Raw genomic sequence first — 26,259 nt, 5'->3', positions numbered from 1 at the left:
GCGCTAGCGGAGCGCGGCACGGTAGATCGACATCGATCCGCTGACCGTCTCGAACACGTGGGTTTCCTCGACGTGATCGAAACCCACATCGGCCATCAGTTCCGGCAGTACGCCTTGGGCGTTGGGCTCGGTGTTCTCGAACCCGTCACCCTTCTGCACGAGCCGAAACCGCTTGCGCATCTTCGCGGTGCGCTGCAGTCCGTAGTCGGCGACATGCAAGCTGCCGCCGGGCGGCAGTGTTTCGTGGATCGCGGCCAGGCCCGCGCGCTTCTCCTCGAGCGGTACCTGATGAAAAACCAGTGACGACAACACCTTCGTGACGCCGCGCCCGCTCAACAGCTCCGCGGTGTCGCGTGCGTATCCGGCCAGCAGCGCCACCGGCGGCGTCGACCCGGCGAGCTTGGCCCGGGCCCGCTCGCGGATCGCCGCATCCGGGTCGATCCCGATCAGGGTCGCCGATGGACACACGCGCGCGATCAGCCGTAGTTGCGTGCCCGTGCCGCAGCCGACGTCCGCGATCACGTCGCCGGGGGCGGGGGAGAGTTGGGCCAGCAGTGCCGGGCGCCATCGCCGAGTACCCGTCAGCAGAAAGCTCAGGGCGTCGTAGGTCCACAATTGCGGAGCTGCCGGGATGAAATCTCCGGGAGGCTGTTCGGCCATTCGCCGATGTTATCGGCCAGGTTCACCCATGGCGCAGGATCGTGACCGAATGGCCTTGTAGCAGTGTGCTATCCCGGTTTGGGCTTGACCGCAGTTCGGTTGGGGGCCTCACAGTCCTTGCTGGCCCAGCCAGAATTTGATCGTTTCCGCAACAGCCGCCCATCCGGGTTCGATCATCAGCTCGTGTCCCATGCCGGGCATGAAGACGGGTTCTGTGTGATAGGCGGTGGCGGTTCGGCGCACGTCGTTCTGGTTGTATATCCGATCTTTCTCGCCGCCGATGACAAGCACGGGTGTGCTGACTCTGTTTGTGCGCACCAGATTGCCGGCCACCATGTCGAAGAAGATCGCACGACCGCTATCGGATTGAAGCCGCGCCGCGAAGGCGTTAGCGAGATCGTCGTCCGCCTTGTCGCCGAAAAAGAGTTCCCGAGCCCCCGCCGGTGAGGACCCGTACAGGTGAGCGGGCTTGCCGGTAAGGGAGAACTTGGTGCAGCGCCAGGGATGCCGAGCCATCGGCCGAAGCAGTGAACGAAGCTGCCCTCGCGGTGGTGCCGAGCCCAAGAGTACGGCGGCGGGCAGCTCGCGGTCCTCCAGGTACTTTTGCACCAGGAATCCGCCCATCGAATGCCCGACCATCACCGGCGCGGCGGGAAGCTTGTCCGCCACGGATGCCACATCGCTCAGGTAGTCCGAAATCGACCAAATCCGTGACGGTTTCGCCGGCGTGCTCGCGCCGTGACCGCGCATGCTCAGCGCCACCGCGCGAAATCCTTGTTCGGCAAAGAAATCGAGAAAGTTCATATCCCAGCACCACCCGGCCTGCCACGCACCGTGCACGAAGAGTAGTGGAGCTGGATGCTGTTCGGTGACTTCCCCTTTGTCGATTACTTCGAGCATCAGAATTCTCTTTCCGTGTGTGAGAGTTGACGGCGAACTCGGTGGGCTAAGTCAGTTCACCGCAACGCGGCCCCCCAGCGCACCTGCTGGCGTAGCTGGCCCTTGAGCAGTTTGCCGCCGGCATTACGGGGCAACGAGTCGGCCACCACCGTGACGTACTGGGGAATTTTGTAGTCGGCAAGTTGGCCGCTGCAGTAGTCGATCACCGCGTTCACGTCGACGTCGTCCTGCCCGCCGAACAGCACTGCACCCACCTTCTCGCCCATGACTTCGTCGGGCACGGCCAAGACGCACGCATCCGCGACATTGGGTGCCGACAGCAGCACCGCCTCGATCTCGACGCTGGACACGTTTTCGCCACCGCGGATGATGATGTCCTTGAGCCGATCGATGACGTGCACCCGGCCCGCCTCGTCTACTCGGACCACATCTCCGGTCCGCATCCAGCCGTCGGTAAACATCTCAGCAGTGGCTTTTGGCCGATTCCAGTAGCCCGCAGTGACATTGGCACCTCGCACAGCTAGCTCGCCGACCTTCGGATCGTCACCGAAGGGGACGACCCCGACGTCGACCGACGGCACGGCATACCCCACGGAATCGGCGTGTTCGACGGCGTCCGAGTCGGGCAAGACGGTCAGCAGCGCGGCCGACTCGGTCATGCCGTACCCGTTGAATGCCTTGGCTTGCGGGAACGCATCCTTCAACCTGCTCACCAGTGCTGGGGCGATTGGCGCACCACCGTAGCCGACCCACCGCACCCCGGACACGTCGGTTGCGGCAAAATCTTTGTGCCGCAACAACAGCGAATAGATGGCAGGAACGGTCACCATGCACGAAATCCGTTCGGCTGCCAGCGCGGTCAACAACTTGTCTACGTTCAGCGTGGGCATGATCACTGATGCCCCGCCGGCGTACGTAATCGCTAAAAGCTGTATACCGCAACCGGTTACGTGAAACATCGGGACCGAGATCAGGGTGCGCAGTTCCTCGCCGGGGCCGGCCGGGAGCCCGACACACCGTGCCCCGTTCTCGCAGTTGGTGAGAAAGGCCTGATGGGTGGTCGGCACACCCTTTGGGCGACCCGTGGTCCCGGAGGTGTAAAGAGCGCCGCCGTGTCTCTGTCGGCAAGGCGGTCAGTCACATACGGTCGCCCGTCGGGCAACGCGGTGTCGGGCGTGAGGTCCACTCGGGCGCCCGAGTCGGACAACACGAACTTGACTTCGGATCGATCCGACCGCGTGTTGACCAATGTCGCGATGCCACCGGCCATCACAGTGCCCCAGAACGCCAGCACCCAGTTGAGCCCCGCCGGGTAACGGACGGCCACCCGGTCACCCGGTGCCAGGCCGTCGGCGCGCAGCCCTCCAGCAACCCGGGATGCACGGTCCCACAGCTGTCGATAGGTCATCCGGTCACCGCCGAGTTCGATGACCGCCTCACTGTCCGGGTGGTCGTCTACCTGTGCTGCGAGCATGTCCAGCAGGGTGGCGGGCAAGTGATCGTAGTAAGGAATGCCGCTGCTATCACGGGAAACGCCCACAGTCGGAAACGGGTTGTCGGAGCGCGAGATTTCGCTGATCAAAACCATCTCAGATGCCTTCTATCGACACTCTTCGTGGCGGTGCTCAACCATTGAGAACATTCGCAAATGGTTGCGCCACTGCGGAGTTGGGGCGATCGGCCCCCTGGGGGGCGACAGCGGTCGCCGGTGCGACCCGTGTCTAGCAACGCCACGACAGTGATCTCTTGCTTCGGGACGTCTAAGCTGTATACATCGCTTACATTAGGTCGCAATGTAAGCAATGTCTACATTTGAGGGTTTGTGATCTAGCTCATGTCGAATTCGCCCTACCACCACGGGGACCTGGCGGCCGCCTGCGTGCATGCGGCGATGAAGCTACTCGAAGAAGATGGCGGTACCGCGGGACTTTCGCTGCGTGCGGTAGCACGCCGCGCCGGCGTGTCTCCCGGGGCGCCCTATCGCCACTACGCGGATCGCGACGCCCTCATTTCCGCCGTCGCCGCGGTCGGCTACCGCGAGCTGGCCGGTTACATGGCCGCCGCTAATGCCGCGCCTGCGACGCTGGACGACCTCGTGGCGATCGGAATAGCGTACGTCGAATTCGCCATCCGCCGTCCCGCGTTATTTCACGTGATGTTCGGAGGACCCTGCGATCGGGATAACCAGGATCGACTTGCTGCCACGAGCGCCGTCAGGGAACTCGTCAGTGGCGCTGTTCGGGCGGCTTTCCCCGACGCCGACGTAGAAGCGATGTCCACCGCGGTCTGGGCCCTCGTGCACGGTCTCGCATTCCTGCACCTCGACGGCAAATTCGACGCCTCAGATCCGGTGGCCGTGTCGAATCGGGTAGGCGCTGCCACCCGGGGGATTCTCACTGCGTCCTACCATCCCTCGTGGACCTAGGCAGCGTTTAGCCGACGGTGGGGAAGCGCAGGATCGCGACCGAATGGCCTTCCAGCACGGTGTTGTCACCGCTGCGGGTCGGCTCTCCCCACGCGAGGACGACATCGCCGGCGACCGGTACCGTCACCGGTTCGGCGCCGAGGTTGCATGCGATGCGTAACTGTCCGCGGCACAGGGTGATCCAGCGTGGTTCCTCGTCGTAGTCGACGGCGAGATGCTCCAGCCAGGGGTCGGCCAGATCGGGGTCGTTGCGCCGCAAGGCGATCAGGTCCCGATAGAAACGCAGCAGCCGGTCATGCTCCCCGGAATCGATCTCGCCCCAGTTCAGCTTGGAGTGCGCAAACGTCTGCGGGTCCTGCGGGTCGGGGATATCGTCGGCATCCCAACCGTGCTCGGCGAACTCGGCTTTGCGCCCTTCCGCGGTGGCCCGGGCCAGCTCCGGTTCGGGATGGGAGCTGAAGAACTGGAACGGCGTCGACGCCCCCCACTCCTCGCCCATGAAAAGCATTGCGGCGTAAGGCGACCCGAGGACCAGGGCGGCCTTGATCGCCAGCTGGCCGCCGGTCAGGTGCTGCGACGGCCGGTCCCCGAGAGCGCGGTTGCCGACCTGGTCGTGCGTGCAGGTATAGGCGACTAACCGGCCGGCCGGGATGGCTTTGATATCGAGCGGGCGCCCATGCCGGCGCCGGCGGAACGACGAATAGGTGCCGGCGTGAAAGAAGCCACGGCGCAGAGTTTCGGCCAGCGTGGCCAGCGAACCGAAGTCCGCGTAATAGCCCTGACGCTCGCCGGACACCGCGGTGTGGATGGCGTGATGGATGTCGTCATCCCATTGCGCGGAAATTCCGTAGCCGTAGTGATCACGCGGGGTGATCATCCGCGGGTCGTTGAGGTCGCTCTCGGCGACCAGCGACAGCGGCCGGCCCACTTGTTGTGCCAGCCAATCGGTTTCTCCTGCCATCTCCTCGAGTACGTGGACGGCCGTGGTATCCACCAGCGCATGCACCGCGTCCAGCCGCAGACCGTCGGCATGGAAGTCGCGCATCCAGCGCAGCGCGCACCCGATGATGTACCGGCGCACCTCGTCGGAGTCGGCGTCGGCGATGTTGACGCCTTCCCCCCACGGGTTGCTCCCCGACGACAGGTACGGACCAAACCGCGGCAGGTAATTTCCCGATGGGCCGAAGTGGTTGAACACCGCGTCGATCAGGACGCCCAAACCACGCGCGTGGCAGGCGTCGACGAACCGGACCAGGCCGTCCGGACCGCCGTAAGGTTCGTGCACGCTGTACCACAACACGCCGTCGTATCCCCAGCCGTGGGTTCCGGCGAAGGAGTTGACCGGCATCAGCTCGACGAAGTCGATCCCGAGATCGACCAGATAGTCCAGCTTCTCGATCGCGGCGTCGAAGGTCCCCTCGCCGGTGAAGGTGCCGACGTGCAGCTCGTAGATCACCGCGCCTTCGACCGACCGGCCGGCCCAGTCGCCGTCTGTCCAGCCGTGGCTCGGGTCCCACAACTGTGAGCGAGCGTGCACCCCATCGGGTTGACGGGATGATCGCGGGTCGGGCAGCACGGTCGGGTCGTCGTCGAGCAGGTACCCGTAGCGGGCGTCTGCCGGCGCATCGACGTTCGCGTGCCACCAGCCGTCGTCGGAACGCGTCATCGCGTGCACCGTGCCGTCGACGTCGAGGCGCACCAACGTGGGTTTGGGGGCCCAGACCCGGAATTCAGCCATTGTTGCGTTCCAGCAGCACGACGGGCAGGTCGGCGAACAATTCGGCGGTCGACGTCGGCCCGCTCGCCATCGCGCCGGTGAGCGTGTCGGTCCAGGAGCCCTCGGGTAGCGGCAGCACCGTGTTGCCCCAACCCGTTTCGGCCAGCCGCACCGTCCAGCGGGTGACCGCGACCAGAATGTCGTCGCCGCGACGGAACGCCACGACATGATCACTGGCCTGGCCGTCGGCCAGCACCGGAACATGGTCGGCGCCCACGAAGCTGTCCGGACGGGACCGCCGCAGCCGCAGTGCCGTGGCGGCCACGCGGAGCTTCGGGTGGCGCAACTCGATGAGAGCGGCTCGGCGAGCGGCATAGTCGACGGGCCGGCGGTTGTCCGGGTCGACCAGGCTGTCGTCCCACAGCTCGGTGCCCTGGTAAACGTCGGGGATGCCGGGCACGGTCAGCGCGAGCAGTTTCTGGCCCAGCGCGTCACTGGCGGCGTGCGGGTTGAGTTGGGCGACAAGCTCGGTCAGCTGGCCGGCCACCGGGCCGTCCAGCACGGTATCGAGCCAGCGATGGATCGCGTCCTCGAACGCGGTGTCCGGGTCGTTCCACGAGGTATGCAGCGCCGCTTCCCGGATCGCCTTCTCGGCATACGCGTGCAGCCGGTCGCGCAATCCGTCGGTGACCTCGCCGCTCAGCGGCCACACGCCGAAGATGTTCTGCCACAAGAACTGTCCGGTCGCGGCATCGGGGGAAGGCGCCTCGAGTTCCCAGCGGGCGACGAACTCCGTCCACAGCGACGGCACCTGGGACAGCACGCCGATGCGGGCGCGCACGTCCTCGCCGCGTTTGGTGTCGTGGGTGGACAGCGTGGTCATCGTCTGCGGCCACAGCCGGGCGCGGGTGGCGTTGCTGTGGTGAAACTCCGCGGCGCCGACGCCAAACCGGTGCGGTTCGCCGCCCACCTCGTTGAGCGAGACGAGCCGGGCGTCGCGGTAGAACAAACAGTCCTCCACGGCCTTGGCCGTCACCGCGCCACACAGTTGTTGCAGGCGCGAGGCGGACTCGCCACCATGCGCCAGCGCCGCGGTGAGCACCTGCAGCCCCGGCCCCAGTTCCGGTCGGGCGGCTTGGGTTTCGGCCAGGGCACTGGGCAGGACCGCCGCCAGCCCGCGGTAGTCGCTGCGGTAGACGTCGATGTGGCTGAGCAGTGCGGCCACCGCCTCGGGCAGCAGTGGGTGGTCGGTGCCGGCGGCCGTCGCGATGGCTCGCCGCAGCCTGGCCAGCTCGCTGGCGAGGGTCTCGGTGGCCACTTCAATCTTGAGGTCTGCCAACAGCTGCGGGATCGCGTGATAGTCGACGCCCGCTGACTCGACGAGTTCGGTCAGGGCCGGCGCCCCGGCCGGGTCGACGAACACTCCGCCCAGTTCCCGTAGTACGTCGTAGCCGGTGGTGCCCTCGATCGGCAGCGTGGGCTCCAGTGCCTCGTCGACGGCCAGGATCTTCTCGATCACAATCCAGGCCGTGGGGCCGAGCAGCTCGCGCAGCCAGGCCAAATACCCGCTGGGGTCGGACAATCCGTCGGGGTGGTCGATGCGCACACCGTCGACAAGTCCCTCGCGGAACCAACGGGCGATTTCCGCGTGGTTGGTGGCGAACACCGCGCGATCCTCCTGGCGCAGCCCGGCCAGCGAGGTGATCGAGAAGAAACGCCGATAACCGACGAGTCCGCTGCGCCAGCCCACCAACCGGTAGTGCTGACGTTCGTGCACCTGCGGCCCGGTGCCGTCGCCGGTGCCCGGGGCAATCGGCAGCACCAGGTCGCCCAACCGCAGCTGGTCTTCGTCCACCTTCAGGTCGGCGACGTCATCGTCGGAACCCAACACCGGCAGCACGATCCGGCCCTGCTCGTCCAGGTCCCAGTCGATGTCGAAAAACGTTGCGTAGGACGATGAGCGGCCGTGCCGTAACACGTCCCACCACCACGGGTTCTGGGTGGGCTGGTCCACCCCGACGTGGTTGGGCACGATGTCGACGATCAGCCCGATGCCGCGTGCCCGGGCCGCCGCCGACAGCCGGGCCAGGCCTTCGGCCCCGCCCAGCTCCGGCGACACCGTCGTCGGATCGGTGACGTCGTATCCGTGGGCCGACCCGGTCACCGCGGTCAGGATTGGGGACAGGTAGACATGCGACACCCCCAGCGCGTCGAGGTAATCCAGCAGATTTTCGGCGTCGGCGAAGGTGAAGGCACTTCCGCTGGAGGGACCGCGCAGCTGCAACCGATAGGTGGACAGCACCGGAAAAGCCATATGTCAGGCGGTCTTCCGCAGGATCAGCACCGAGCGTCCCGGCACGGTGATCTTTTCTTCGGCCACCACAACCAGATCGGCATTGCCGGCGGGATGATTGGTGTCCAGCTCCACGGTCCACTCTTGCGCATAATCATCGTGCGGTGTGACGAACTCCACGTTGCGGCTATGGGCGTTGAAGCACAACAGGAATGAATCGTCGACCACGCGTTCTCCCCGGGAGTCGGGTGCGGTGATGGCCTGGCCGTTGAGAAATACCGCGACGCACTTGTCGAAGCCCTGGTTCCAATCGTCGTGCGTCATCTCTTGGCCGGTTGGCGCCAGCCAGGCGATGTCGCGGACCTCGTCGCCGCTGCGGATCGGCTCGCCGTCAAAGAATCTGCGCCGGCGAAACACCGGATGTTTCTTGCGCAGTTTGGTGACTTTGCGGGCGAAGGTCAGCAGATCAGCATTCTTTTCCACCAATGACCAGTCGATCCAAGACAATTCGGAGTCTTGGCAATAAACGTTGTTGTTGCCCCGCTGGGTGCGCCCGAGCTCGTCGCCATGCGCGATCATCGGTGTGCCCTGGCTGACCATCATGGTGGCCCAGAAGTTGCGGATCTGCCGGCAGCGCAGCTCGAGGATCTCGGGGTCGTCGGTGGGACCCTCGACACCACAGTTCCAGGACCGGTTATGGCTTTCCCCGTCGCGGTTGTCCTCTCCGTTGGCTTCGTTGTGCTTGTCGTTGTAGGAGACCAAGTCGTTGAGGGTGAACCCGTCGTGCGCGGTGACGAAGTTGATGCTGGCGCTGGGCCGCCGGCTGGTCGCCTCATACAGGTCCGACGACCCGGTCAGCCGGGAAGCGAACTCGCCCAGGGTTGCGGGCTCGCCCCGCCAGTAGTCACGCACAGTATCGCGATACTTCCCGTTCCACTCGGTCCACAAACCCGGGAAGTTGCCGACCTGGTAACCGCCCTCACCGATATCCCACGGCTCGGCGATCAATTTGACCTGGCTGACGATCGGATCTTGTTGCACCAGATCGAAGAACGCGCTCAATCGGTCCACGTCGTGCAGCTCGCGGGCCAGCGTGGCGGCCAGGTCGAAGCGGAACCCGTCGACGTGCATTTCGGTGACCCAGTAACGCAGCGAGTCCATGATCAGCTGCAGGACGTGCGGGTGGCGGGGGTTGAGGCTGTTGCCGGTGCCGGTGTAATCCTTGTACAACCGCAGGTCCTCGTCGACAAGCCGGTAGTACGCGCTGTTGTCGATGCCGCGGAAATTGATGGTCGGTCCCAGGTGGTTCCCCTCGGCGGTGTGGTTGTAGACCACGTCGAGGATGACTTCGATGCCGGCTTCGTGCAGGCTGCGCACCATCATCTTGAATTCGGCGGCCGCGCCGCCCGCCTGCCGGTTCGAAGCGTACTGGTAATGCGGAGCGAAGAACCCGAATGTGTTGTAACCCCAGTAGTTTCGCAACCCGAGGTCGAGCAGCCGTTCGTCGTGCATGAACTGGTGTACCGGCATGAGTTCCAGCGCGGTGACGTTGAGGGACTTGAGGTGATCGATGATCACCGGATGGGCCAGCGCGGCATAGGTGCCCCGCTGCCCCTCGGGGATGCCGGGATGGGTTTGGGTCAGGCCCTTGACGTGGGCCTCGTAGATCACCGTCTCGTGGTAGGGGGTCATCGGCGCACGGTCGAAGGCCCAGTCGAAGAACGGGTTGATCACCACGCTGGTCATCGTGTGGCCCAGCGAGTCGATCCTTGGCGGAGTGCCGGTGATCGCGGTGTCGCCGTCCGGGTCGATGGCGGTCAAGTCATAGGAGAACAACGCCTGGCCCCAGGAGAAATCGCCGTCGAACGCCTTGCCGTACGGGTCAAGCAATAGCTTGCTGGGGTCACACCGGTGGCCGGCCGCGGGATCGAAGGGTCCGTGCACCCGATATCCGTAACGCTGACCCGGCGTGATGTTCGGCAGGTAGGCGTGCCAGACGTAGCCGTCGACCTCGTCGAGCGGGATCCGCGATTCGGTGCCGCGTTCGTCGATCAGGCACAAGTCGACCTTTTCGGCGATCTCGGAGAACAGCGAAAAATTAGTGCCCGCGCCGTCATAGGTGGCCCCGAGGGGATAGGCGTCTCCTGGCCAAACGGTGGGCAGTGTGGGCGTGGCCTCGACGATTTTCGGTGGTGCAGCATCCGAAGCTGCGGCCGGATCGGAAGCCGGGTTGGTTGACGGCACCTACCGACCTTATCCGCGGCGCAGTGTCCTGTCCGGGCTACCACCAGCCGGTGGCAACCGCGATCTGGCGGCCGAGCTCGTGGGCCATGGTCCGCATGTAGGTGGGGGTCAGGTGATGAGCGCCGTGGTAGATCAGCACATTTCCTTCGACCGGACGACAGACGTCGGTGCGGCAGATGGCATCTGACATATCGAGCACCTTGAGCAGCGGGAACTGCTCGACGAAGTCCAGGGTCTGGTTGCGCTCGGAGAGCAGGTCGGAGCGTTTGATCGCGCACGACGCCGCGTTGCCGCCCTTCTTGGCCAAACAGTCCGCGGGATCGAACGGCTGGCCGTTCTTGACCAGCCAGGGGGTGTCGCGCATGCCGAGGATCGGAATGTTGTTGTCGGACAACGTCTGCCAGATCCCGATGTAAGTGGCGGGCATCACATCACCGGCCTTGACGTTCCACGGCCGGGTCGTGGTGGTGAACACGAAATCGGGGCGGTCGGAGACCAGCTTGTCCATCGTTCGTTGCACCCACTCGCGGCACTGCGGGTAGGGCGCGTTGTTGCCCATGATCAGGGGGACTTGCTCGGTGGACAACGGGCAGCCCATTTTGAGATATGTCACAACTTTGAAGTGGTGCGCGTGGCCGAGCAGGTCCAGTGCCGGCAGCCAGTGTTCGGCGTGCGAACCGCCGGCCAATGCGATCGTCCGAGTGGCGGCGAGGTCGCCGTAGAGGCAGTTGACCACCGCCGGGTTGACGAAGTCACTGATGCAGCCGTCCCGCGTGGTGGCCGGCACGTCGTTTTTGACCTCCAGGACGCTGGGCCGCATCGGTAGCGTCGGCACCCGCACGTGTTCGGTCAGGGCGCGGGCGCCCGGGTAGTCCTGCGGGTTGAGCACGCTGAGTTCGTTGCCCGCGGCCCGCAAGACCGTCACGTGCTGACGCCAGGTGAACGAGGTCGCCGTCAGCGTGACGCCCAGCAGCATCACCGCCGAACCCAACGCCATCGTCGGCCGGCGCAGCCCCGACCACCAGGGCATCGCCGGGGCCACGCGCGTCGGCGCCGATCCCTGCGGCGCCCGGTAACGCAGCGGGTCCTCGACGAGCTGAGTGGTCAGATACGCGAGCACCCCGGAGACCAGCAGCACCGCCGCGCCTTCGACAAAGTTGGCGTGTTTGTGGCCGGTGTAGGACAGCCAGAAGATGAGCAGCGGCCAGTGCCACAGGTACAGCGAATACGCGATGGCGCCCAGTTCCACCAGGGGCCGGGTGGCCAGCAGCCGATTCGGCAGCGGCATCCGGCCGCTGGTGTCGGGATCGCCGTGCAGGTTGGCCCCGGCGAGGATCATCAGCATCGTCGCCCCGACCGGAACCAGGGCCCACGGGCCGGGGAATTCGTTGACGCCGTCGATCAGGGCCCCGCACGAGACGACTGCGGCCAACGCGGCGGTGGCGACGGCGGTACGCAGCCACATCGGCCACCGGATGTGCGCCACCACCGCACCGACGAGGGCGCCCAGCAGCAACTCCCACGCCCGCGCGAAGCTGTCGTAGTAGGCGACCGACTGGTCATCCAGCTGAGCGAAGATCGCGTAGACGAACGAGGCCACGGTCAAGGCGCTCAGCAGCACCACGAACATCGTGCGCAGATGGGCCTTGAGCCGGCCCCGGAACAGGACCGCGCAGCCGGCGACGAGCAGCAGGAACGCGACGAAGAACTGTCCCTGCACCGACATGGACCAGATGTGCTGCAACGGGCTGACGGCTTCGCCCGCCCGCAGGTAGTCCGACGCGGTGTTGGCCAGCTCCCAGTTCTGGTAGTAGCCGAGGCTGGCCAGGCTCTGGTCGGCGAAGGTTTCCCAGCGAGTTTGTGGTTGCACCAGGATGGTGAGCACTGCACACGCGGCCAGGACCACGACCAGAGCCGGAACAAGCCGGCGGATCAGCCGGATCACTTCCGCAATGGGCGACAGCGAGACTGCCGGGTTGAGCGCGGCGCGCAGGACCTTGCCGCCGAAGAAGAACCCGGACAGGGCCAGGAAGACGTCGACGCCGCCGGAGACCCGGCCGAACCAGATGTGGAACACGGCGACCAGCGCGATCGCGATGCCGCGTAAGCCGTCGAGATCGTGCCGGTAGAACCCCGGGGACCCCGTCGAACGCACCCCCGTAGCGCCCGGGTTCGCCGTGGCGGCCGGCGCTGGAGACGGTGACGTGGTCGGCATGATCACCGTTAATTTACCGAAAACCGCCACCCGCTCCCGAACGATCGCCTCTCGGCGATGCTGCTCAGCGGAGCAAGTGGCGGTGTTCGAAACGCCGCGAACCTATCGCGTGGTGCCCATCGGAGTCGGCTGCAAGAACGTCTGAATGTTCGGCAGCTGCGGCGCCGGTGCCGGTTGCGCCGGCGTCAGCTGCTGCAATGGCGCTTGCTGGGTCGGCAGTTGTTGCAACGGGGCTTGCTGGGTCGGCAGTTGCTGCAGCGGGGCCTGCTGGGTGGGCAGCTGCGCCGGAGCCTGTTGCGTCGGCGGTTGCTGCAGCGGCGCCTGCGGGGCCGGTGCTTGCTGCAATGGCGTCTGCTGCAACGGGGCTTGCTGCGCGGGCGTCTGCCCCGGGACCTGCTGCAACGGCGCCTGCTGCAGGGGAACCTGGGCGCCGATCACCCGGACCAGGTACGGCGTCATACCGTTGCCGCGCACCGGCGAGACCTGGACGACGTCGCCCACCTCCAGCATCTGGTTGTTTCCGAGGTACATCGAGACGCTTTGCGTGCCTTCGGGACCGTAGAAGATCAGGTCGCCCTTCTGTGCTTGCTGCGGCAGCACCTTCTGGCCGACCCGGTAGATCGCGCCGGACGAACGCGGCAGCTTGATCCCGGCGCCGGCGTAGGCGTACTGCATCAGGCCCGAGGCGTCGTAGCCGACGGTGTTGATGCCGGTGCCGGTGCCGCGTGTCGGGCCGTTGATACCGCCGCCGGCCCAGGAGAACGGCGCACCGCGCTGCGAAAGACCGCGCATGACGACGATGTCGGTGGCCTGCTGGTAGTCCATCGTCCTGGCGCCGGGGTCGGCGGCGGCGATGGCCGGGGCTGCCACTGGGGCCGCCAGGATGGCGAGGCCGATGGCAAACGAGTACATGCGCTTCATTGGAGTTCCAACCTTCCTGAACCCTGTCGGGTTATGGCTTCGGCGCGGTAGGCGCGTCGGCCGTCGTTCCATGACTGGCGTTCGGCCCCAACGCCGGGGTCGAACGCCGCCTCCTTGCGGGAACGTGAATCAGTCGGTCAACCCGTTGAGTCACACCAGTCACTACAGAAACTTTTACAACAGAAGTCGGACCCGGAAAATAGCTGGTGAGGCCTACGAAGGATTTGGTGTCGGACCGTAACCAGACGGTGACTGCCGAGCCCAAATCTTTATCGGCAGTTGTGATTTCGGTCTCACACCGGTGCGCGGTCGCAACGTTTGCCGAGCGAACGTCAGCGGGCGAATCAGTGCCAATAACGTGTGCTGAACATCGTCAGCGAGTCGCCGGCCACCGAGCTCACCATGATGATGGCGAGGGCCAACACCGGCCAGAAGGACATGTACCAGCCCTTCAGCAGGGAAACGAAGGGACCGATCCCCGCCGCGGCAACGGCCGCGCCGATACCGCCCCAGACCACCGGGTAGATATACATGTCGACCCCGAGCGGCACCAGTCCACACGTCTCGTCCGAGCACACCTCCCCGAGGAAGCCGTAAAGCCTCGCCGGCCAGGTCGTTGCCGTGGCCAGGATGACGAGCAGTACCAACAGCGTGATCGTGGCGATCAGGTCCCAGGGGGCCACCCGAAAGCGGATGACGTGTGGCTTGTGTTCCTCAGAGTCGTTGGCGCCGTAGGTCATTGGCCGGAAATCGGCCGCATCGTCGGACTCCTGCGGTGCCGGCGGGGAGCCGGCACGTTCGCCGCGGTGCGGGTCCTCGAACGGGTACGGCAACGCCATGCCGATAGATGCTCCCCGATGGCCGGGTTTTGTGCGAGCCGGCTGCTTTACGCTCGGTCTCTATGCCTGCGGCGAGATCCGGGTTGACGCCCGACGACATCAGCGCGATCGACGCCGCGCATCTGTGGCATCCCTACAGCACGATCGGCAGTGAATCCGTCGCGCCCGTGGTGGCCGTCGGCGCCCGCGGCGCCTGGTTGACGCTGGTCAGAGACGGCAAGCCGGTCGAGGTGCTGGACGCGATGAGTTCCTGGTGGACCGCGATCCACGGTCACGGGCACCCGGTCCTGGACGCGGCGCTGACCACCCAGCTGGGCGCGATGAACCACGTGATGTTCGGCGGGCTGACCCACGAACCCGCGGCCCGGCTGGCGCAGCTGCTGGTAGAGATCACCCCGGCCGGTCTGGAGACGGTGTTCTTCAGCGATTCCGGGTCGGTATCGGTGGAAGTCGCGGTCAAGATGGCGCTGCAATACTGGCGCAGCCGCGACCGGCCCGGCAAGCACCGGCTGATGACCTGGCGGGGCGGCTATCACGGCGACACCTTCACGCCGATGAGCGTCTGCGACCCCGACGGCGGCATGCATTCGCTGTGGACCGACGTCCTGGCCGCCCAGGTGTTCGCCCCGCAGGTGCCCCGCGACTACGACGCCGGCTACAGCGCGACATTCGAGGAGCAACTCGCACGCCACGCGCCCGAGCTGGCGGCCGTGATCGTCGAGCCCGTCGTGCAGGGCGCCGGCGGCATGCGCTTCCACGATCCCCGCTATCTGCGCGACCTGCGTGACATCTGCCGACGGCACCAGGTGTTGCTGATTTTCGACGAGATCGCCACCGGGTTCGGCCGCACCGGCGAGTTGTTCGCTGCCGACCACGCCGGCGTGAGTCCGGACATCATGTGCGTCGGCAAGGCACTGACCGGCGGATACCTCAGCCTGGCCGCGACGTTGTGCACCACCGACATCGCGCACACGATCAGCTCAGGGGAGGCCGGCGCGCTGATGCACGGCCCCACGTTCATGGCCAACCCGCTGGCCTGCGCGGTGTCGGTGGCCAGCGTCGAGGTGCTGCTGGGCCAGGATTGGCGGTCACGGATCGCTGAGATCTCCGCGGGCTTGATCGCCGGATTGGAACCGGCGCGGGCCTTGCCCGGTGTGACCGACGTACGGGTGTGCGGCGCCGTCGGCGTCATCGAATGCGCTGAACCGGTCGATCTGGCCGTTGCCACCCCCGCGGCGCTGGACCACGGCATCTGGCTGCGCCCGTTCCGCAACCTGATCTACGCGATGCCGCCTTACATTTGTCCGGCCGGCGAGATTGCCCAGATCACCTCCGCGATGGTCGAGGTCGCGCGACTCGTAGGCTGAACGGCGATGAAGGCACCGATCGAGGTTTCCCCGCTGGCCTGGCTGGAGGCGGTCGAACAGCAGCGCCGGCAGGCCGGGCTGCGTCGCTCGCTGCGGCCGCGCCCGGCGGTCGCCACCGAGCTGGATCTGGCGTCCAACGACTATCTCGGTCTGTCCCAGCATCCCGACGTGATTGAAGGCGGTGTCGCGGCGCTGCGGATCTGGGGTGCCGGCGCGACCGGCTCCCGCCTGGTCACCGGCGACACCGAACTGCACCAGCAGTTCGAGGCCGAGCTCGCCGACTTCGTCGGCGCCGCCGCGGGGTTGCTGTTCTCCTCGGGGTACACGGCCAACCTCGGCGCTGTCGTCGGCCTCTCGGGACCCGGTTCGCTGCTGGTTTCCGACGCGCATTCGCACGCCTCGCTGGTGGACGCGTGCCGGCTGTCGCGGGCGCGGGTGGTGGTGACGCCGCACCTCGACGTCGGCGCGGTCGATGCGGCCCTGGCCTCCCGCGACGAGGAGCGGGCCGTCGTGATCACCGACTCGGTGTTCAGCGCCGACGGCGCGCTGGCCCCCGTCCGCGAACTGCACGACGTGTGCCGGCGCCACCGGGCGTTGCTGATCCTCGACGAGGCCCACGGGCTCGGCGTGCGCGGTGGCGGCCGCGGACTGCTGCACGAGCTGGGGCTCGCCGGCGCACCCGACGTGGTGATGACCACGACGCTGTCCAAGGCGCTTGGCAGCCAGGGCGGCGTGGTCCTGGGCCCCGCGGAGGTGCGCGCACACCTGATCGATGCGGCCCGCCCGTTCATCTTCGACACCGGGTTGGCTCCCGCCGCGGTGGGTGCAGCGCTGGCCGCGTTGCACGTACTGCGCACCGAGGCCTGGCGGCCCGAGGCGGTGTTGCGGCATGCCCGCGAACTGGCCCGGATCTGTGACGTACCCGAGTTGCCGCAGTCGGCGGTGGTATCGGTGATTCTGGGGGAGCCGGAGGTGGCGGTGGCCGCCGCGACCGCCTGCCTGGACGCCGGCGTGCGGGTGGGCTGCTTCCGGCCACCGACCGTGCCCGCCGGGACGTCGCGGCTGCGGCTCTCGGCGCGCGCTTCCCTGGATGCCGCCGAGTTGGACGTGGCGCGCCGCGTGCTGACCGACGTCCTTGCCGTGGCGCGCCGTTGACCGTCCTGGTCGTCACGGGCACCGGCACGGGGGTGGGCAAGACGGTCGCCGTCGCGGCCCTGGCCTGTCACGCGCGTCAGGCCGGCATCGACGTCGCGGTGTGCAAACCCGTTCAGACCGGCACCGACTCCGGTGACGATGACCTGGCCGAGGTCACTCGGCTGTCCGGGGTGACCCAGATCGCCGGGCTGGCGCGATATCGGCAACCACTGGCGCCGCTGGCCGCGGCCGAGCAGGCCGGTCTGCCACTGCCCACCCGCGAGCATCTACTGCGGCTGATCCGCGACCTGGACCGCCCGGGCAGGCTCACCTTGGTCGAGGGTGCCGGCGGGCTGCTGGTCGAACTCGCCGACGCCGGCGTCACCCTGCGTGATCTCGCCGTCGACCTGGGGGCCGCGGTACTCGTCACCGTCACCGCAGAGCTGGGCACGCTGAACCACACCGCGCTTACTCTGGAATCACTTGCCGGACAAGGTGTTTCGTCTGCCGGTTTGGTGATCGGCAGCTGGCCGCGACAGCCCGGAGTGGTGGAGACCTCGAACCGTTCGGCCCTGGACCGGCTGGCCCCGGTGCGGGCCGCGCTGCCCGCGGGGGCCGGCACGATGACCGTCGACGACTTTGCGAGCATGAGCGCCGCGGCGTTCGACCGTGACTGGGTGAGTTCGCTGGTGCGCTGATGGTGCATTCGATCGAGCTGGTTTTCGACGGCGACACCGAGGCCGCGGTCCGCCGGATCTGGGACGAGCTGGCCGGCGCCGGGATCCCCAGTCAGGCCCCCGCCAGCCGCCCGCACGTCACACTGGCCGTCGCCGAATCCATCTCCAGCGAGGTCGACGAGCTGCTGGGTCCGGTGCGCACGCGGCTTCCGCTGAGCGCGCTGATCGGGGCGCCGGTGCTGTTCGGCCGAGACAGTGCCGTGCTCGCCCGGCTCCTGGTGCCGACCCGCGAGCTGTTGGCGCTACACGCCGAGGTGCACCGGCTGTGCCTTCCGCAGCTGGCGCCCGCGCCGATGGCCAACAGCCTGCCCGGCCAGTGGACCGCGCACGTCACGCTGGCGCGCCGGGTCGGTGGCGCCCAGCTGGAACGGGCGCTGTGCATCGCGGGCCGGCCGACGCGTATCGAGGGCAGCGTCGCCGGCCTGCGCCGCTGGGACGGCAACCAGCGTGCCGAGTATCCGCTCGGTTGAGCCGTCAGTCGGGGATGTAGTCGAATCTGTCGGGGTGGGCGCCGGTGCGGCCCGACTCGCCACGGTCGAGGCCGCTGATGTCGTCCATCTCGGCGGCGGTCAACTCGAAGCCGAAGATGTCGAAGTTCTCCTGCATCCGCTCACGTCGCACCGACTTGGGGAACACGATGTCACCACGCTGGATGTGCCAGCGCAGCACCGCCTGTGCCGGCGTCTTGCCGTGTGCCTCGGCGACGCGGGTGATCACCTCGTCGTCGAGCACCTTGCCCTGCGCGATCGGCGACCACGCCTCGGTCGCGATTCCGTGCTGGCTGCCGTAGGCGCGCACCTCGTCGTTGGCGAGGTAGGGGTGCACCTCGATCTGGTTGACGGCGGGCACCGTCTCCGAACCCTCCGCGAGCCGCTTCAGGTGAGGTACCTGAAAGTTCGACACGCCGATGCTGCGCGCCCTGCCCTCCTTGGCGAACTCCTCCAACACGATCCAGGTAGACACGAAGTCGCCGTCGTAGAGGGTGGGCAGCGGCCAGTGGATCAGGAACAGGTCGACGTAATCAGAACCCAGCGCGCTCAGCGTGGCGTCGAACGCGCGGCGGGCGTCGTCGGGCCGGTGGTATCCGTTGTTGAGTTTGCTGGTGAGGAACACGTCGGCGCGGTCCAGCCCGGCGTCGCGGATGCCCTGGCCGACACCCTTCTCGTTGCGGTACATCTCCGCGGTGTCGATGTGCCGGTAGCCGACCTCCAGCGCGGACCGGACGGCGGCGGCGGTCTCGTCGGGGTCGATCTGGAAGACGCCGAAACCCGACTGGGGGATGGCGTTGCCGTCGTTGAGCGTGATCGACGGGACGGAATTCATGTGGATGGCCTCCTGGCGGCTTCGTGAAGTGCGGTCTGTAGTGGCCTCCCCGAGGGTACCGATCGATAGACATCTCAAGCGCGGACGCTAGCCCCCGAAGAGCAGGTACAGGCCGGTGAAGGTGTAACCGACCATGACCAGCATCATGGTGAGCTGTCCGGTGAGTTGATGGCCGGACGGCAGGAGTCGCAGCGCCTTGTCGTGGGCCGCGATCACCGCGACGATGTGCCCGGTCACCACGCAGGCCACCTTGATGCCGGCCAGCACCGGCGGGTGCTGGGACAACACGTAGGCCACCTGCAGATGCGCCAGCCCCAGCAGATTCCAGCCGTGCCCGAACGGATCGGCGAGGGCGATGACGGCTTGCTGTCCGCGCTCGACCAGGTAGGACAGGTAGTGCGCGAAGATGTACCCCACCACGATCGGGACCAGCGAGTGCGCCAGCTGGCCGGGCAGTGCGCGTCGCTGCTCGCGGTCGAGCCCGCCTGTTGCCCGGGCGGCAAGCGAAAAGGTCAGTGCGACAACCGAAATGAACGCCAGCAGCCCGACGGTGCGCAGCACCGACGATGACAGTGGCACCGGCACGCCGTGGGCGAGGTGGGACAGCCGGTCGGCGAAGTTGCGCCAGGTCGGCGACGACGAGTAGCTGTCGAACGCCGTCGACCCGAGCAGGACGGCCAGCATCGCAACCACACCCGGTCGCACGGGCAGCGACGGCAGATGGTCGAACGGGTTACCGACGACGATCTGCCCGGTCGTCGCCGAGCGACGAAACGGGGACAGCCGCGAAACCGCCATGCTGTACACGCCGAACGGGTCGGCCCTGGCCAGCCAGCGCTGCCCGCACAGCCACGCCCCGACCAGCAACCCCACCGCGTAGACCAGCAACCAGGCCCGCACCCACGGCAGTGCTGCCGAGTTCGGGCTCGCCAATTCCAGCCAGACGAACGCGAACAGCCCCACCACGGCCGGCCGGTATCCCCAGCTCTCCGGGTACGACAGCCGCGGCCGGCTCAGCCGTTCCGGCACGGCGCGCCGCAGCAGCAGGTATACCGTGCGCATCGGTGACAGCACGCGCCAGACCGGTCCGAAAGCCAGCGACAGCGCGACCAGCCCGACCCAGAGCAGCACATAGAACGCCCCGAGCAGCCCGTTGGCTTGGGTCTGCGGGCCCCACACCCCGGCCGCCACCACCCACAGCGCGAAAGCCAGGGCCGCAGCCGCGATCGTCCAGCGCGTCGCGCGGGCGTCGACCAGCGTCGTCACCCACGCCGGCAGCGGGTGGCCGGGCGCCTCCGGATCGAACCGCGGTCGGCGCCAGGCGACGGCGACCACAGCGAAGGTGAACGTCAACGCCCATGCCGCACCGACCATCGCGTAGGCGTAGGGCACCGGAAGATCGCTCGAACCGCCCAGACCGTGCGCCAGCACCGCCGTCACGGCACGACTGAGATGGTCGCTATCGTGCGGTCGAGGTGGTGGAGCTCCACGTCGACGTTGCCGGGGACGTCGACGCTGAAGTGAAACACTTGGTTGGGTTGGGCCGCGACCTGGAACTTGTGATCGGGCACCGAGTGCACGTGCAGCTCGTCGGTGGCATCACTGGCGACATGCAGGGTGATCTGCTGCTTGACCTTTGCCTGCAGCATCGCGTTCGTCGGGGTGACCTGACCGTGGGCGATGGTGACGTCGATGTTCAGGGCCCCCGGCGGCTGGCTCGGCGAGTGACTGCCACAGGCAATCAGGCCGCACATCAGCACTGTCACCCACGCCGCAATGAGCGTGCTGCGCAACGTCATCGCCTACGCCGCCCGGGGTAGTGGTTGCTTCTCCTCAACCGGTTCCGGCTCGTTGACGGCGTTGCCGAGGCGGCCCGCCCCCCAGGTCAGGCCGGCGATAACCATCAGCGTGAAGATCAGTACCAGGATCGAGCCGGCGGTAAACAACCAAGCCGGGGCGTTCTGGTCGCGTTCGCGCTGCAGGATGGTGACTTCCTGCACGAACGGGCGGTGGATCGACGACAGGGCGGGAACCTCGGGTGCAGGGATGGCGTCGTCGGCCGGCTCATAGATCGGCACGCCCGTCATCGTGTAGCCGTCTTGAACTCGCAGCAGTGTCTTCCACGATCCCCAGACCGGAACCGGTTGGGTCGAGCGGTAGTGCCCGGGTCCGACTCGTTCGAGCCGGTCGATTACCAGACCACGCTGGTTCTCCATCCGGCCCTGCCAGGACAGAATCGTCACCCAATCCGGCTGTTGGGCAACCATATCCGGCCGCGTTAGCTGCACATCGGCCGATACCATGCGCTGTCCGGGAGCGCTGGGCAGGTCCGTCAACGTAATCGTGGCGCTATCTTGTTGCGGCACAACGATGTGCAATCCGTTGGCCACCGCGCCGCCGATCGCCAGCACCGTCACCACCACGATCGAGATGCCGATCGGGCGGCTCGGCAGGCGTTGGCCGGTGAGCACCATGCCGAACAGCGCCCCGCACAGACCTGCCAGCACGGCTACCGGCACGGCCATCGCCAGGGCCTCGCCCCACATGCTGACTGGCCACGGATAGTGGTAGACCGTCCCGATCCACAGCGACTCCAGCCACAGCCCGGCGGTGCCCACACCCAGGCCGGCGATGGCACCAAAAACCAAGGGGCGCTTGAGCAGAGGGGTCAGTGCCAACAGCTCGACCACCACCGCGGGGCCCAGATACAGCGGGAACCAGTTGATCGGGGCGCCCAGAATCGGGCCGACTATCAATGCGACCCCACCGCGCAGGGCGATGGCGAACAACGCCGAAATGATCGCCGCGCCGCGGCCCATGGTAATGCGGGCGGCGATGGCCGCGACCGCGGCGGCAAACGCGATCATCATCGGCTGCAACACCAGACGGAATTGTTCGACGCCGAAGTCGTATTCGATCTGATAGACCGACAGGCCGATGAACATTCCGCCGAAAGACAAGTAGCGCAGGAACGTAATGAAGACGCCGTGGTGGACGTCGTCCCCTTCCTCGCCCTCGCGCTCCAGCATCAGCACCGCGAAAAGCGAGAAGCAGGCGCCGCCGATCATCATCAAATGTGTTGGGCCCCAAAGGGTGACGTCCTGCCCGAAGATGCGGTGCCAGACGTCGTCGAGCGGGAACCCGGTCATCGCGTACAGCCCGCAGCCGGCCATCAGCACGCCGCCGACCGGGGCATGCCAGTTGCGCGTGATGCGCACCGCCGCCGGGCCGGGCTGGTCGAAGGGCAGGACGATCGCCGTCATTCCCGCCAAGAAAATTCCGAACAGCCCGATGATGATGAAGTAGTGCGCCGGGTTGGCCAGCGGCCCGGGGTCGCGTCCGTTGCCGATGTGCCAGCTGACGTCCCAGATGAACCCGAACAGGGCGCAAATGATCGACGTCGTGTACACCAAAACCGGCAGCGCCACCCAGCTGGGCCGGTGGAATATCTCGCCCAGCTTGTCGGCGATCCGGGCCAACCACGTGATGCGGTGGGTGCGGTGGGCATACCCCACCCACAACATGACCAAGGTGATCACCATGGCGGCGATCGAGAGCCCGATCACCTGGTTGAGTCCGGCACCGCGGGCCGACGGCTCGGCGAGAAGCGGTAGTCCCGTTGACACCATTGTCATGTCCTCCTACTGCCCCGGGTGGTCCAGGAAGATTTGCTCCAGCGAACACTTCTTACTGCCAGGTAGGTTCAAGATCCAGTGTGTAATGCCCCGATTTTGGGCCTGTCAATCACCCTTCTCGTCGGTAGCTTTGGCTGGCTCCTGGGAATCGTCGGCCGGGCCGGCGCGGCGGTCCCGCAACGCGACGTACAGGACCACGGCGACGACGATCACCGCAGGCAAGAAGGCCGGCACCGCCAACACAATCCAGTGGTGTGCCAGGTACTCGACATGTGGAGCAGCCATCGTCGTCGTATACCCCTGCCGACGCCATTTCCTCGGTCCCGGCTCGCCCACATCGCGGGCGCGTACGTGCGGGCCGTTACCCTACTTTGAACACCGTTTCGTTCAGGCTGCCACGACGTTGTGGCGGATGTGACCGCAGCGCGCGGACGCGATAAAGATGCAGGGGAGTACTGGGTGACTCAAGCGGCAACTCGACCCACGGCCGAAGCCGGGCATGAAGCAGACATTCTGGCGGTAGCCCGGCAGCAGGTTCTGGAGCGCGGCGAGGGATTGAGCCGGGACCAGGTGCTTGAGGTGCTGCTGCTGCCCGACGAGCGCCTCGAGGAACTGCTGGGGCTGGCCCACGAGGTGCGGATGCGCTGGTGTGGCCCCGAGGTCGAGGTCGAGGGCATCATCAGCCTCAAGACCGGTGGCTGCCCTGAGGACTGCCATTTCTGCTCCCAGTCGGGCCTGTTCGCCTCGCCGGTGCGCAGCGCCTGGCTGGACATTCCCAGCCTCGTCGAGGCGGCCAAACAAACCGCGAAGTCGGGTGCCACCGAGTTCTGCATCGTGGCCGCCGTGCGTGGTCCGGACAAGCGGCTGATGTCCCAGGTCGCGGCCGGTATCGAGGCGATTCGCAATGAGGTCGAGATCAACGTCGCCTGCTCACTGGGCATGCTGACCGCCGAGCAGGTCGACGAGCTCGCGGCGATGGGCGTGCACCGCTACAACCACAACTTGGAGACCGCTCGCTCGTTCTTCACCAACGTCGTCACCACCCACTCTTGGGAAGAGCGCTGGCAGACGTTGACGATGGTGCGCGACGCGGGCATGGAGGTCTGTTGTGGCGGCATCCTCGGCATGGGAGAGACCCTGGAGCAGCGTGCGGAATTCGCGGCCGACCTCGCCGAATTGAACCCCGACGAGGTGCCGCTGAACTTCCTCAACCCGCGGCCCGGCACTCCGTTCGGCGACCTCGAGGTGCTGCCGGCCAGCGAGGCCTTGAAATCGGTGGCCGCATTCCGGCTGGCGTTGCCGCGCGCCATGCTGCGCTTCGCCGGCGGCCGGGAGATCACCCTGGGCGATCTCGGCGCCAAGCAGGGCATCCTGGGCGGCATCAACGCCGTCATCGTCGGGAACTACCTGACCACGCTCGGGCGCCCCGCCGAAGCAGACCTGGAACTGCTCGAGGATCTGCAGATGCCCATCAAGGCGCTCAATGCGAGTCTGTAAGCCAGCTTCCAGCGGCTAGGTTGAAGACTTGTGGTTGGAGATCTGGGCGCCCCGGTCAGCGCCGGCGTCTACAACGTCTACACCGGGGAATTGGGGGGTACCGCAGTGCCCACGGCCGCCCAATTGGGCCTTGAACCCCCGCGCTTCTGCGCCGAATGTGGGCGCCGGATGATCGTCCAGGTTCGCCCCGACGGCTGGCGGGCGCGATGCTCGCGGCACGGCGAGGTGGACTCGGCCGACTTGGAGGCGCAGCGATGACCGAACCCGCGACTCCCGAGTCTGTCCACGTCGCCGCCCCGTCGCGGGTGCGCGCGATTGTCCTTGCAGCGCTTGGACTCTCGGCGAGCGGGGTGTTAGTCGGTGGCCTGTGGGCGTGGATGGCCCCGCCGATCCATCTGGTGGTGGCGATGACCCGCGCGGGCGAGCGGGTGCACGACTACCTGGGCGACGAATCCCAGCACTTCTTCGACGTGCCATGCCTGATGCTGGGTCTGTTGACGGTGCTCGCGGTCGTGGCGCCGGTGCTGGCCTGGCAGTGGCGCCGGCTTCGGGGGCCGGGCATGGTCATCGGGCTGACGGTCGGCATGGTGGGCGCCGCCGCGGTGGCCTCGGCGGTCGGGGTGGTGCTGGTCCTGGTGCGCTATGGCGCGCTGGACATCGACAAGGTTCCGCTGCTGGGACACCCGTCGGTGGGCTATATCATCCAGGCGCCGCCGGTGTTCTTCGGACTCGGGCCCCTGCAGATGGCCACCACGCTGTTGTGGCCCGCCGCCGTCGCCGCGCTGGTGTATTCGCTGCTGGCGGCCGGAAGTGCGCGTGACGACCTGGGCAGCTCAGGGCCTACCGCTGAGCTGTCGCACACGCTGCCGAGGGAGCCGGAAGCCTCCGTCTCATAGCGGGCTTATAGCGGGCGGCGACGGATCTTTCGGCCGGTGAGGACCTTGGCCGCGATGACACCCAGCCGAATCATGCCGGCGTAGGTGATCGGGTTGAACGCCGTCGGCCAGGCGGTCCTGATCAGGTGGTCCTTCAGCGGCCGGCGGGCGAAGCGGTCGGTGAGCCAGCGCAGCGTCATCGGCGCCGACAGGGGATGCAGCAGCATGTGCTCGTTGAACGCGTCGCGGTGGTAGCTGACGTCGGCGCCGCCGGCCGAATAGGCGTCGGCCAGCGCGTCGATGTCGTGCACATCGATCAGGTAGTCGTACACGGCCTGCACGATCAGGACCGGCGGTGCCGGCGTCGCGACACCCAACTTGATGCTGTCGAAGACATGCGACACCTCGGGCGACGACAGGATGTCCTCGAGCGGTTCGTCGAGGTAGTCACCCATGTTCTTGCCGGCCATCCGCAGCACGGCACCGACCGTCGTCATCGTCTCGAGCCCCTCCAGCAGAGCGCGTCCCTCGTCATTGGTGTGCTCTTTGATGACCCGGTCCAGGTCCGGGTAGACGTGCGCGAGCGCGGCCACCACCATCGCGGGCAAACCCGCGAAAAAATGGCCATTGAGCCGGCGGAAGGTGTGGCCCAGATCCCCGACGGGCGATCCCAGCACCGCCCCGACGATGTCCAGCTCGGGTGCGTAGTCGGCACACATTTCGGCGGCCCAGGCGCTGGCCAGCCCGCCGCCGGAGTACCCCCACAACCCGATCGGTGCCGACGGCGACAACGCGACCCGGTCGGAGTTCCTGGCGGCGCGGATGCCGTCCAGGGTGCGGTAGCCGGGTTCGTACGGCGCTCCCCACATGCCCAGCAGGCCTTCGTGGTCGGGCACCGAGACCGCCCAGCCCTCGGCGATGGCCGCGACGATCAGGAAAAGTTCCAACTGGGCAATGGAGCCGAGAGCTTTTGCCCTTCTGCGCAGCGCGTAGGACGGAAAACAGCGCGACGACATGGCGTCGATCGCGCACTGATAGGACAGCAACGGGCAGATCTGCCCCGGCGCGCGGTCGGCCGGGACGATCACGGTGGTCACGCAGGCCTCGGGCTGCCCGTTCATGTCCATCGTCCGGTAGAGCAGCTGGATGGCCGACACGGGTTGTGGAATCAGGCCGAGAAAGGCCAGCTCGACGTCGCGGGAGCGCAGGACGGTCCCCGGCTCGGCGTGCTGAAAGCCGGACGGCGGCCGGTAGAACGGGTCGTCCGTGGGCGGCAGCGGACGCGCCTTGGGCTGCAGTTCCTCGTGTGGAGGCCGACCGATCCAGTCCGCACCGTCGGTACCTGCCAAATTGCCGAGTTCAACCATTCAGGATCCCTTCTTGGCCATCCGGCATTTTCGCGCATGAACGGGCGGTAACCAAAACGTAATGGCCAGGTTGTGAGCGATTTCTCGTCACACGGACGCGCGTGGCGCTG

The 26,259-nt window shown here is 66.9% G+C and carries 22 protein-coding genes and 1 pseudogene; 8 read left to right on the top strand and 15 right to left on the bottom strand.

The window, feature by feature from the left end:
* Window positions 1-3: 3 nt before the first annotated feature.
* From ACTXG5_RS21195 to ACTXG5_RS21185, 3 genes and pseudogenes are all read right to left on the bottom strand, one after another.
* Window positions 4-660 (bottom strand): class I SAM-dependent methyltransferase, encoded by a 657-nt coding sequence (locus ACTXG5_RS21195; protein ID WP_445160660.1) that lies wholly within the window; start codon window positions 658-660, stop codon window positions 4-6.
* A 108-nt stretch (window positions 661-768) separates the two neighbouring features.
* A complete protein-coding gene (locus ACTXG5_RS21190) occupies window positions 769-1,560 on the bottom strand; it encodes an alpha/beta hydrolase (protein ID WP_445160659.1) in 792 nt (263 codons plus the stop codon).
* 56 nt (window positions 1,561-1,616) lie between these two features.
* Window positions 1,617-3,148, bottom strand: a pseudogene (locus ACTXG5_RS21185) (class I adenylate-forming enzyme family protein).
* Window positions 3,149-3,394: 246 nt separating this feature from the next.
* Between ACTXG5_RS21185 and ACTXG5_RS21180 the strand changes: the two are divergent.
* The gene (locus ACTXG5_RS21180) at window positions 3,395-3,985 is read left to right on the top strand and encodes a TetR/AcrR family transcriptional regulator (protein ID WP_445160658.1); all 591 of its coding nucleotides are present in this window, start codon (window positions 3,395-3,397) and stop codon (window positions 3,983-3,985) included.
* Between the two features lie 7 nt (window positions 3,986-3,992).
* On the opposite strand, the gene treZ is transcribed toward ACTXG5_RS21180, so the two are convergent.
* From treZ to ACTXG5_RS21150, 6 genes are all read right to left on the bottom strand, one after another.
* Window positions 3,993-5,723 (bottom strand): malto-oligosyltrehalose trehalohydrolase, encoded by a 1,731-nt coding sequence (gene treZ, locus ACTXG5_RS21175; protein WP_445160657.1) that lies wholly within the window; start codon window positions 5,721-5,723, stop codon window positions 3,993-3,995.
* A complete protein-coding gene (treY, locus tag ACTXG5_RS21170) occupies window positions 5,716-8,016 on the bottom strand; it encodes a malto-oligosyltrehalose synthase (RefSeq protein ID WP_445160656.1) in 2,301 nt (766 codons plus the stop codon). Before treY ends, treZ begins: the two co-directional genes overlap by 8 nt.
* Window positions 8,017-8,019: 3 nt before the next feature.
* The gene (glgX, locus tag ACTXG5_RS21165; RefSeq protein ID WP_445164528.1) at window positions 8,020-10,179 is read right to left on the bottom strand and encodes a glycogen debranching protein GlgX; all 2,160 of its coding nucleotides are present in this window, start codon (window positions 10,177-10,179) and stop codon (window positions 8,020-8,022) included.
* Window positions 10,180-10,276: 97 nt separating this feature from the next.
* On the bottom strand, window positions 10,277-12,454 hold the full coding sequence (locus ACTXG5_RS21160; RefSeq protein WP_445160655.1) for an acyltransferase family protein: 2,178 nt from the start codon (window positions 12,452-12,454) through the stop codon (window positions 10,277-10,279).
* A 102-nt stretch (window positions 12,455-12,556) separates the two neighbouring features.
* Window positions 12,557-13,375, bottom strand: a complete 819-nt coding sequence (ripD, locus tag ACTXG5_RS21155) for an NlpC/P60 family peptidoglycan-binding protein RipD (protein ID WP_445160654.1) — start codon at window positions 13,373-13,375, stop codon at window positions 12,557-12,559.
* A gap of 344 nt (window positions 13,376-13,719) precedes the next feature.
* Complete coding sequence (locus tag ACTXG5_RS21150) at window positions 13,720-14,214, bottom strand: hypothetical protein (RefSeq protein WP_445160653.1); 495 nt, start codon at window positions 14,212-14,214, stop codon at window positions 13,720-13,722.
* A gap of 62 nt (window positions 14,215-14,276) precedes the next feature.
* Here ACTXG5_RS21150 and ACTXG5_RS21145 point away from each other — a divergent pair, with 62 nt between their 5' ends.
* From ACTXG5_RS21145 to ACTXG5_RS21130, 4 genes are read left to right on the top strand one after another with little or no spacing between them, the layout of a single operon-like run.
* Window positions 14,277-15,581, top strand: a complete 1,305-nt coding sequence (locus ACTXG5_RS21145) for an adenosylmethionine--8-amino-7-oxononanoate transaminase (RefSeq protein WP_445160652.1) — start codon at window positions 14,277-14,279, stop codon at window positions 15,579-15,581.
* Between the two features lie 6 nt (window positions 15,582-15,587).
* Window positions 15,588-16,736, top strand: a complete 1,149-nt coding sequence (locus tag ACTXG5_RS21140; protein ID WP_445160651.1) for an 8-amino-7-oxononanoate synthase — start codon at window positions 15,588-15,590, stop codon at window positions 16,734-16,736.
* A complete protein-coding gene (gene bioD / locus ACTXG5_RS21135; protein WP_445160650.1) occupies window positions 16,733-17,413 on the top strand; it encodes a dethiobiotin synthase in 681 nt (226 codons plus the stop codon). The genes ACTXG5_RS21140 and bioD overlap by 4 nt, the downstream gene beginning before the upstream one ends.
* Window positions 17,413-17,922, top strand: a complete 510-nt coding sequence (locus ACTXG5_RS21130) for a 2'-5' RNA ligase family protein (RefSeq protein ID WP_445160649.1) — start codon at window positions 17,413-17,415, stop codon at window positions 17,920-17,922. Before bioD ends, ACTXG5_RS21130 begins: the two co-directional genes overlap by 1 nt.
* Before the next feature lie 4 nt (window positions 17,923-17,926).
* On the opposite strand, the gene ACTXG5_RS21125 is transcribed toward ACTXG5_RS21130, so the two are convergent.
* The 5 genes from ACTXG5_RS21125 to ACTXG5_RS21105 all read right to left on the bottom strand — a co-directional run bounded on the left by ACTXG5_RS21125 (window position 17,927) and on the right by ACTXG5_RS21105 (window position 22,695).
* Complete coding sequence (locus ACTXG5_RS21125; RefSeq protein ID WP_445160648.1) at window positions 17,927-18,775, bottom strand: aldo/keto reductase; 849 nt, start codon at window positions 18,773-18,775, stop codon at window positions 17,927-17,929.
* Window positions 18,776-18,862: 87 nt separating this feature from the next.
* The gene (locus ACTXG5_RS21120; protein ID WP_445160647.1) at window positions 18,863-20,215 is read right to left on the bottom strand and encodes a hypothetical protein; all 1,353 of its coding nucleotides are present in this window, start codon (window positions 20,213-20,215) and stop codon (window positions 18,863-18,865) included.
* Window positions 20,212-20,574, bottom strand: coding sequence for a hypothetical protein (locus tag ACTXG5_RS21115; protein WP_445160646.1), 363 nt, complete (start codon window positions 20,572-20,574; stop codon window positions 20,212-20,214). The genes ACTXG5_RS21120 and ACTXG5_RS21115 overlap by 4 nt, the downstream gene beginning before the upstream one ends.
* A gap of 3 nt (window positions 20,575-20,577) precedes the next feature.
* Window positions 20,578-22,410 carry a hypothetical protein gene (locus ACTXG5_RS21110; protein ID WP_445160645.1) on the bottom strand — a complete coding sequence of 611 codons (1,833 nt, stop codon included), beginning with the start codon at window positions 22,408-22,410 and terminating at the stop codon, window positions 20,578-20,580.
* Window positions 22,411-22,515: 105 nt separating this feature from the next.
* Window positions 22,516-22,695 (bottom strand): hypothetical protein, encoded by a 180-nt coding sequence (locus ACTXG5_RS21105; RefSeq protein WP_445160644.1) that lies wholly within the window; start codon window positions 22,693-22,695, stop codon window positions 22,516-22,518.
* A 174-nt stretch (window positions 22,696-22,869) separates the two neighbouring features.
* Here ACTXG5_RS21105 and bioB point away from each other — a divergent pair, with 174 nt between their 5' ends.
* The 3 genes from bioB to ACTXG5_RS21090 are packed head-to-tail and all read left to right on the top strand — an operon-like array spanning window position 22,870 to window position 24,803.
* Window positions 22,870-23,907 (top strand): biotin synthase BioB, encoded by a 1,038-nt coding sequence (bioB, locus tag ACTXG5_RS21100; RefSeq protein ID WP_445160643.1) that lies wholly within the window; start codon window positions 22,870-22,872, stop codon window positions 23,905-23,907.
* 30 nt (window positions 23,908-23,937) lie between these two features.
* Window positions 23,938-24,165, top strand: coding sequence for a biotin synthase auxiliary protein BsaP (bsaP, locus tag ACTXG5_RS21095; protein WP_445160642.1), 228 nt, complete (start codon window positions 23,938-23,940; stop codon window positions 24,163-24,165).
* Window positions 24,162-24,803: a DUF2567 domain-containing protein gene (locus ACTXG5_RS21090; RefSeq protein WP_445160641.1), complete on the top strand. Its 642-nt coding sequence runs from the start codon at window positions 24,162-24,164 to the stop codon at window positions 24,801-24,803. The genes bsaP and ACTXG5_RS21090 overlap by 4 nt, the downstream gene beginning before the upstream one ends.
* 5 nt (window positions 24,804-24,808) lie before the next feature.
* On the opposite strand, the gene ACTXG5_RS21085 is transcribed toward ACTXG5_RS21090, so the two are convergent.
* Window positions 24,809-26,149, bottom strand: coding sequence for a lipase family protein (locus ACTXG5_RS21085; protein WP_445160640.1), 1,341 nt, complete (start codon window positions 26,147-26,149; stop codon window positions 24,809-24,811).
* Window positions 26,150-26,259 lie beyond the last annotated feature (110 nt).

It is taken from the genome of Mycobacterium sp. Dal123C01 (assembly GCF_052566995.1).
This window is presented reverse-complemented; position numbering and strand designations above follow the sequence as displayed.

Excerpts from the sequence above, each read along its gene's own strand:
- ACTXG5_RS21105 (WP_445160644.1), bottom strand. The coding sequence starts at position 22,695 with ATGGCTGCTCCACATGTCGAGTACCTGGCACACCACTGGATTGTGTTG.
- ACTXG5_RS21145 (WP_445160652.1), top strand. The coding sequence starts at position 14,277 with ATGCCTGCGGCGAGATCCGGGTTGACGCCCGACGACATCAGCGCGATC.
- ACTXG5_RS21125 (WP_445160648.1), bottom strand. The coding sequence starts at position 18,775 with ATGAATTCCGTCCCGTCGATCACGCTCAACGACGGCAACGCCATCCCC.
- ripD (WP_445160654.1), bottom strand. The coding sequence starts at position 13,375 with ATGAAGCGCATGTACTCGTTTGCCATCGGCCTCGCCATCCTGGCGGCC.
- ACTXG5_RS21150 (WP_445160653.1), bottom strand. The coding sequence starts at position 14,214 with ATGGCGTTGCCGTACCCGTTCGAGGACCCGCACCGCGGCGAACGTGCC.
- ACTXG5_RS21090 (WP_445160641.1), top strand. The coding sequence starts at position 24,162 with ATGACCGAACCCGCGACTCCCGAGTCTGTCCACGTCGCCGCCCCGTCG.
- ACTXG5_RS21130 (WP_445160649.1), top strand. The coding sequence starts at position 17,413 with ATGGTGCATTCGATCGAGCTGGTTTTCGACGGCGACACCGAGGCCGCG.
- treY (WP_445160656.1), bottom strand. The coding sequence starts at position 8,016 with ATGGCTTTTCCGGTGCTGTCCACCTATCGGTTGCAGCTGCGCGGTCCC.
- ACTXG5_RS21085 (WP_445160640.1), bottom strand. The coding sequence starts at position 26,149 with ATGGTTGAACTCGGCAATTTGGCAGGTACCGACGGTGCGGACTGGATC.
- ACTXG5_RS21180 (WP_445160658.1), top strand. The coding sequence starts at position 3,395 with ATGTCGAATTCGCCCTACCACCACGGGGACCTGGCGGCCGCCTGCGTG.
- ACTXG5_RS21190 (WP_445160659.1), bottom strand. The coding sequence starts at position 1,560 with ATGCTCGAAGTAATCGACAAAGGGGAAGTCACCGAACAGCATCCAGCT.
- ACTXG5_RS21160 (WP_445160655.1), bottom strand. The coding sequence starts at position 12,454 with ATGCCGACCACGTCACCGTCTCCAGCGCCGGCCGCCACGGCGAACCCG.
- ACTXG5_RS21195 (WP_445160660.1), bottom strand. The coding sequence starts at position 660 with ATGGCCGAACAGCCTCCCGGAGATTTCATCCCGGCAGCTCCGCAATTG.
- treZ (WP_445160657.1), bottom strand. The coding sequence starts at position 5,723 with ATGGCTGAATTCCGGGTCTGGGCCCCCAAACCCACGTTGGTGCGCCTC.
- ACTXG5_RS21140 (WP_445160651.1), top strand. The coding sequence starts at position 15,588 with ATGAAGGCACCGATCGAGGTTTCCCCGCTGGCCTGGCTGGAGGCGGTC.
- ACTXG5_RS21115 (WP_445160646.1), bottom strand. The coding sequence starts at position 20,574 with ATGACGTTGCGCAGCACGCTCATTGCGGCGTGGGTGACAGTGCTGATG.
- ACTXG5_RS21110 (WP_445160645.1), bottom strand. The coding sequence starts at position 22,410 with ATGACAATGGTGTCAACGGGACTACCGCTTCTCGCCGAGCCGTCGGCC.